The following is a 6,479-nucleotide window of genomic DNA, read 5'->3' on the forward strand; positions in this document are numbered from 1 at the left end:
CGGCGTCAACGCCCCCGCCAGACGCGTCATGACCGGCAGGGAGTCGTCGCGCAGCGTTTCGGCGGCGGCGAGCACGAGGTCGCGCTGCGGTCCCTCGGGCACTCCGGCCGCCGCTCGGGTGTAGAGCTCGGCGCCCTCCTCCAGCATCAGCCCGGCGTCGATGCCGTCCGGGACCTTGACGGCGGCGGCACGGCGCCAGGTGGTGACCGGGTCGCCCCAGGCCTCGACCGTGTACGTCCACAGGCCGGTCGACCCCGGTGTCACCTCGGCGCCCCAGCGGTCGGTGCCGGGGGCCAGTTCGCGCATCGGCGTCCAGGGGCCCGGGCGGCCCTCCGGGTCGCGCAGGACCACGTTCGCGCCGACCGCCTCGTGGCCCTCCCGGAAGACGGTGGCGGTGACCATGAAGGTCTCCCCCTCGACGGCCTTGGCCGGCCGTCTGCCGCACTCCACGGCCGGCCGGACGTCCCGCACGGGGATCCGGCCGACGGACGGGGCCGGTTTCGGGGTCGGACGTGTGGGTGTCACCTGTCACCGCCACTGTGCTCGGGGCCGGGCTGCTGCCCGGCCGGGGTCCTGGTTCTCGCCGGAGGGCCCTACCGTCCGGCGCGGGTGTGGTGCTCCGTCGCCGGCGGCGGGCCCCGGCGGACGGCGCTGCGGCGCGGCCGGCCGCTCTGTTCCCGCAGATAGGTGACGAGAGGGGTGCGCAGATAGCGCTCGGCGGCATCCGCGGCCTCCCGCGCACACCGCTTCCCCATCAGCACGCACAGGGTGTAGCCCGAGTCCTCGAAGGTGGACCGCACTCCGCGGTCGTCGGGCCGCGCGAGCATCGCGCGTTCCCACATCCGATAGCGCCGCAGATGCCGGGCGACTTCGGTTTTGGCGGGTAGCAGCATGCGCCGTCACCTTTCGGATGCGTTCGATGGGCACGGTCCCCCGACAGCCGGGGCGGTGGCCGTGCACATGTGAGCACGGCCCCGTTCACGGCGCTCGAGACTTTCACTCATGGTGCATGTTCAACGACTCAGCGTCCTGTTGGCGCTTCAACAAGCCCGCTGACCTGCTCGTGTTGCACCAATGGCGTAGCGCGCTCAGTGTGGGTCCCACTCAGAGGCAAGATGTGCTCACGCTCCGTGACCGGGGTCCGGTCCCAGGGACGGGGAGGGAGCGCGAGCCCGGCCGGTGAGGAGTCAACGACGATGAAGACCGCAGTGCCCTGCTACTACCACCTCGACGTGGACGTCAGCCCGGAGCGGGCCGGGCAGGTCAGGCGCATCCTGGCCGCCCACCTCCGGTTCTGGGGTCTGGAGGACCTCGTCGACCCCGTGTGCGGCGGCGCCGAGATGCTGCTGAGGGCCATCGACGAGCACGCCACCGACAAGCGCGTCTCCATCGAGATGTGGTGGACCGGTCAGCACCTGATCACCGCGGTGGGGGAGAACAACCAGGACCTGCGCCCCGACCAGGACCTGCGCGGCTGCCTGGCCCGTATCGCGGCGACGAGCGACGGCTGGGGCTGCTGTGCCTCCCGGACCGGCAGCAAGGTCATCTGGTTCTCGCAGCGGGCCCGTGCCGGGGTGCGCGCCCCGCTGGTCCCGAAGGCTCCCGAACCGGCCCTGCGCGAGCGGCTGCAGACGCCCCGCGCGCTTCCGGTCGCCGCGCTGGCCTCCCCGGCGCGCGAGGACCGGGCCGCCCCGGAGGAGGCCCGGTGACCGGGCGGACGCGCCGGAGGAAGAGGGTGTCCCCGCCCGTGTGGCGGGGGCACCCCTACCCGCTGGGCGCCGTGTACGACGGGAAGGGCACCAACTTCGCGCTGTTCAGCGAGGTGGCCGAGCGCGTGGAGCTGGTCCTGGTGGACGACGACGGAACCCGTCACGAGATCCCGCTCACCGAGGTCGACGGCTTCGTGTGGCACGGCTATCTGCCCGGTGTCGGGCCGGGGCAGCGCTACGGCTACCGGGTGCACGGCCCCTGGGACCCGGCGGCCGGCCACCGCTGCAACCCGAGGAAACTGCTCCTGGACCCCTACGCCAGGGCGATGGACGGGCGGGTCGACAACCACCCCTCGCTCTACGAACGCGCCCCGCGCGGCCCGGACCCCGCCGACAGCGCCGGGCACACCATGCTGGGCGTGGTGACCGACCCGGCCTTCGACTGGGGCGACGACCGCCCGCCGCGGCGGGAGTACTCCGACACCGTGATCTACGAGGCGCATGTGCGCGGACTGACCCGTACGCACCCGGACGTGCCGCGCGAGCTGCGGGGGACGTACGCCGGACTGGCGCACCCCGCGGTGATCGAGCATCTGACCTCGCTGGGCGTGACGGCGGTCGAGCTGATGCCGGTCCACCAGTTCGTGCACGACGGCGTGCTGCAGGGGCGGGGCCTTTCCAACTACTGGGGCTACAACACCATCGGTTTCTTCGCCCCGCACCACGAGTACGCCGCCCACGGCACACGGGGGCAGCAGGTCACCGAGTTCAAGTCGATGGTCAAGGCGCTGCACGCGGCCGGCCTCGAGGTGATCCTCGACGTGGTCTACAACCACACCGCCGAGGGCAACGAGAAGGGGCCGACGCTGTCCTTCCGGGGCATCGACAACGCCTCGTACTACCGGCTGGTCGACGGCGACTGGGCGCACTACTACGACACCACCGGCACCGGCAACAGCCTGCTGATGCGGCATCCGTACGTGCTCCAGCTGATCATGGACTCGCTGCGGTACTGGGTCACCGAGATGCACGTCGACGGCTTCCGCTTCGACCTCGCGGCCACGCTGGCACGGCAGTTCCACGAGGTGGACCGGCTGTCGTCGTTCTTCGACCTGATCCAGCAGGACCCGGTGGTCTCCCAGGTGAAGCTGATCGCCGAGCCCTGGGACCTGGGCGAGGGCGGCTACCAGGTGGGGAACTTCCCGCCGCTGTGGTCGGAGTGGAACGGCAAGTACCGGGACGCCGTACGGGACTTCTGGCGCGGCGAGGAGCACACCCTGGGCGAGTTCGCCTCCCGGCTGACCGGCTCCCCGGACCTGTACGCCCACCACGGGCGCCGGCCGCGCGCCAGCATCAACTTCGTGACCGCGCACGACGGTTTCACCCTGCGCGACCTGGTGTCGTACAACGAGAAGCACAACGAGGCCAACGGCGAGGACAACCGGGACGGCACCGACGACAACCGCTCCTGGAACTGCGGGGTGGAGGGCGAGACCGACGACCCCGAGGTGCTCGGGCTGCGGGCCCGGCAGACGCGCAACTTCATCGCGACGCTGATGCTGTCCCAGGGCGTGCCCATGCTCGGCCACGGCGACGAACTGGGCCGCACCCAGCGGGGCAACAACAACGCCTACTGCCAGGACAACGAAGTCTCCTGGATCGACTGGCGGCTGACGGACGAGCAGCGGGAGCTGATGGACTTCACGCGGTACGTGATCGGTCTGCGCGCCGCCCACCCGGTGCTGCGCCGCCGCCGCTTCTTCCAGGGCGGGACGGCGACCCGGGACGACCAGCCGCTGCCCGACCTGGTGTGGCTGCTGCCGGACGGCCGTGAGATGAGCGAGGAGGACTGGCAGCGCTCCGACGCGCACTCCGTGGCGGTCTTCCTCAACGGCGACGCCATCGCCGAGCCCGACGGGCAGGGCCGCCCCGTGGTGGACGACTCCTTCCTCCTGCTGCTCAACGGCTACTGGGAGCCGGTCGGCTTCCGCCTGCCCGGCCCCGTCTACGGCGAGCGCTGGACCTGCCTGCTCGACACGACCGAGCCCACGGGGCTCTCGGACGAGCCGGAGTACAAACCGGGAGACGTCCTCCGTGTCGCCTCCCGCAGCCTGGTCCTGCTGACCCGTCCCCCGAGAACCGCCCGCTGACGCCCCCGGTCCGCCCCGGCCCGCACACCGGTCCGTGTGCCGCCGGGGTGCCGGCGCGTTCAGGCCTCGCGGCGCGAGGTCACCGTGAACTGGGCGCCGTCCGGGTCGCGGAGCACGGCCTCGTGGCGGCTCTCGCGCAGGACGCTGCCGCCGTGGGCCTCGGCGGCCCGGACGCAGGCGGCGACGTCGGCGACCCGGAAGTGGATCTGCCAGTGCGGGCGGATCGTGGGATCGGGGGCGGCCTCCAGCGCACCGGACTCGATGCGCGCCACGACCTCGCCGTGGCTGCGCAGCACGACCTCCTCGCCCTCGTAGCGGACCTCGCAGCAGCCGGGCTGCTCCGAGGCCCAGTCCAGGACCTCGCCGTAGAAGATCGCGGCGTCGAAGGCGTCACGGGTGTGCAGCCGGATGAAGGCCGGCGCGGCCTTGCGCCAGGCCTCCCAGTCGGTGAAGAGCTCCCCCTCCCAGATGCCGAAGGTCGCGCCGTCCCGGTCGGCGAGCAGCGCGGCCCGCCCCGGTGGAAAGGAGATCGGCCCGACCGCCGCCGTACCGCCGCGTTCCTGCGCCCGTGAGACCGCCTCGTCCGCGCTGGGCACGGCGAAGTACGGAGTCCAGGCCACCGCCGTCTGCCCCAGGGACGCCGCCGCTCCGATCCCCGCGACCGGTGTCCCGTCCGCGAGGGCGATGCGGAAGTGGTCCCCGCACCGGGCCGGACGCCACTCCCAGCCCAGCACCGCCCCGTAGAAGTTTCCCGAGGCCTCCACGTCGCGGCTGATCAGGCTCACCCAGCACGGTGCGCCGCACACCGAATGCGTGGAGACGACATCGGGGCTGGAGCTGGCAGATGTGCTGTCGTGATTCATGGCATGTCCTGGTCTCGTCGACCGGTGTGCACCGGTGTCCACCGGTCCTACACCAGTCTCCGGCCGGCAGCGGGGAGGCGCCTGCCGAGTGTCCGCGCGTCGCCGCCGAAACGGCACGAGCGGCGGTCACCCCGGGCGGACGACCGGGTCCACTGGCAAAGGCCCGCCCGAGTGACGACGATGGACTGCGTGGAACGCGCATCGCACGACTCCGGCGACGCGGCGGACCGGCTGCGCGAGCTCCAGAAGGAGGTCGAGCAGCTGAAGGAAGCCGTGACCTCCCACGCTGTCGTGGACCAGGCGATCGGCATGGTGGTCGCGTTGGGCCGGATCACACCGGAGCAGGGATGGACGGTGCTGAAGGAGGTCTCGCAGCACACCAACACCAAGCTCCGCCACGTCGCCGAGCTGGTCCTGGCCTGGGGAGGGGGCACCGGGGAGATGCCCGAGGAGATCCGGGCGGAGCTGGAGAAGGCCCTCGGCCGGTGCGGTCCCACCCAGATCCCGGGAACGCCGCAGGAGTGAGCGGACGCCGCGGGAGCGGGCGGAGGCCCGCACGGCGTCCGCCCGCGCGCGGGGCCGCACCGGGCGGACACCGCCGCCGGGCCCGGCCGGTCCGCGCGGCCGGTCCGCGCGCTCAGCCGGTCTCCGTGAGCAGCTCCTCGCGCAGCTGGGCGAAGCAGCCGCTGAGCAGCCGCGAGACGTGCATCTGCGAGATGCCGAGCTGCTGCGCGATCCGGCTCTGTGTCATCCCACGGAAGAACCTCAGGTAGAGGATGGTGCGTTCACGCTCGGGCAGCGCCTCCAGACAGGGCCTGACGGCCACCCGGTCCACGACCAGGTCGTAGCGGGCGTCGGCCTCGCCCAGGCCGTCGCCGAGCGCGTACCCGTCCGTGCCCGGGACCTCCGCCTCCAGCGACAGCGCCGCGAAGCAGTCCAGGGCCTCCATCCCGGTGCGCACGTCGCTCACGCTCAGATGGGCGTGCTCGGCGATCTCGGCGACGGTCGGCGCCCGGCCCGGCGTGGTCTGCGCCAGCTCCTTCGTGGCGCGCCGCACCCGGTTGCGCAGGTCCTGCACCCGGCGCGGCACATGCAGCGTCCACATGTGGTCGCGGAAGTGCCGTTTGATCTCCCCGGTGATCGTCGGTACGGCATAGGCCTCGAACGCGTATCCGCGTCCCGGGTCGTAGTGGTCGACGGCCTTGACCAGGCCGAGTGCGGCCACCTGGTACAGGTCCTCCAGGGCCTCGCCGCGTCCGCGGAACCGTACGGCGATCCGCTCGGCCATCGGCAGCCACATCTGGACCAGTTCGTCCCGCAGCGTCTTGCGCTCGGGACCGTCCGGCATACGGGCGAGCCGTTCGAACGCCTGCGCGGTGTCCGGAGCGTCGTCATGGGGGTGGGATTTTGTTCTGCCGGTGGTACGCATGCGCTGCGCCTCCCTCAGCAGGTGCTGGATGGACGGACACTGCGGGAGGAGCGTGCTCGGACCGGCAAGGGCGGATACGAGGTCCGGCACACCGGCTCCCGGGGGCGTGCCTCCTGTCCGAAGCACTGGAATGCGGATTCCCGAAGTCGGCGACCTGGAAAAAATGTCCCGGGAATGCGATGACGTCATGCGACCGCACGATTTTTAATTCTCGACCAGTGGCCGGAGAAGTGCCACCGGAGGAAATACCGAGCATTTCCACGGTGTATGCGTGCTGCTCCCGGCCCCTCCCCGGGCCGGACACCGGGGCCCGGCCCGGGGAGGGGCC

At 71.9% G+C, this 6,479-nt stretch carries 7 protein-coding genes; 3 read left to right on the forward strand and 4 right to left on the reverse strand.

The window, feature by feature from the left end; genetic code table 11:
• Together CCN35_RS20070 and CCN35_RS20075 are read right to left on the reverse strand one after the other, a co-directional pair.
• Positions 1-525: maltotransferase domain-containing protein (locus CCN35_RS20070; RefSeq protein ID WP_143631683.1), on the reverse strand; the 525-nt coding region annotated here is incomplete at its 3' end.
• Positions 526-593: 68 nt separating this feature from the next.
• Positions 594-893: a DUF5133 domain-containing protein gene (locus CCN35_RS20075; RefSeq protein WP_067400725.1), complete on the reverse strand. Its 300-nt coding sequence runs from the start codon at positions 891-893 to the stop codon at positions 594-596.
• 303 nt (positions 894-1,196) lie between these two features.
• Between CCN35_RS20075 and CCN35_RS20080 the strand changes: the two genes are divergently transcribed.
• Both CCN35_RS20080 and glgX read left to right on the forward strand, forming a co-directional pair.
• Positions 1,197-1,709 (forward strand): pep a2, encoded by a 513-nt coding sequence (locus CCN35_RS20080; RefSeq protein ID WP_067400721.1) that lies wholly within the window; start codon positions 1,197-1,199, stop codon positions 1,707-1,709.
• 26 nt (positions 1,710-1,735) lie between these two features.
• The gene (gene glgX, locus CCN35_RS20085) at positions 1,736-3,859 is read left to right on the forward strand and encodes a glycogen debranching protein GlgX (protein WP_245863295.1); all 2,124 of its coding nucleotides are present in this window, start codon (positions 1,736-1,738) and stop codon (positions 3,857-3,859) included.
• Between the two features lie 59 nt (positions 3,860-3,918).
• Here the strand turns inward: glgX and CCN35_RS20090 are convergent, their stop codons facing one another.
• Entirely contained in the window at positions 3,919-4,722 is an 804-nt protein-coding gene (locus CCN35_RS20090) for a VOC family protein (protein ID WP_067390807.1), read from the reverse strand.
• 189 nt (positions 4,723-4,911) lie between these two features.
• On the opposite strand from CCN35_RS20090, the gene CCN35_RS20095 reads away from it, so the two are divergent.
• Positions 4,912-5,247 carry an ANTAR domain-containing protein gene (locus CCN35_RS20095; RefSeq protein ID WP_236560563.1) on the forward strand — a complete coding sequence of 112 codons (336 nt, stop codon included), beginning with the start codon at positions 4,912-4,914 and terminating at the stop codon, positions 5,245-5,247.
• Positions 5,248-5,359: 112 nt separating this feature from the next.
• On the opposite strand, the gene CCN35_RS20100 is transcribed toward CCN35_RS20095, so the two are convergent.
• Entirely contained in the window at positions 5,360-6,151 is a 792-nt protein-coding gene (locus CCN35_RS20100; RefSeq protein WP_067391190.1) for an RNA polymerase sigma factor SigF, read from the reverse strand.
• Between the last annotated feature and the right edge of the window lie 328 nt (positions 6,152-6,479).

Origin of the sequence: Streptomyces thermovulgaris (assembly GCF_002155915.1) — a bacterium.
In the GTDB taxonomy this organism is placed as follows: Bacteria; Actinomycetota; Actinomycetes; order Streptomycetales; family Streptomycetaceae; genus Streptomyces; species Streptomyces thermovulgaris.

Bases quoted from the DNA above. Each gene is read 5' to 3' on its own strand.
- CCN35_RS20075 (WP_067400725.1), bottom strand. From the start codon at position 893: ATGCTGCTACCCGCCAAAACCGAAGTCGCCCGGCATCTGCGGCGCTAT.
- CCN35_RS20080 (WP_067400721.1), top strand. From the start codon at position 1,197: ATGAAGACCGCAGTGCCCTGCTACTACCACCTCGACGTGGACGTCAGC.
- CCN35_RS20100 (WP_067391190.1), bottom strand. From the start codon at position 6,151: ATGCGTACCACCGGCAGAACAAAATCCCACCCCCATGACGACGCTCCG.
- CCN35_RS20090 (WP_067390807.1), bottom strand. From the start codon at position 4,722: ATGAATCACGACAGCACATCTGCCAGCTCCAGCCCCGATGTCGTCTCC.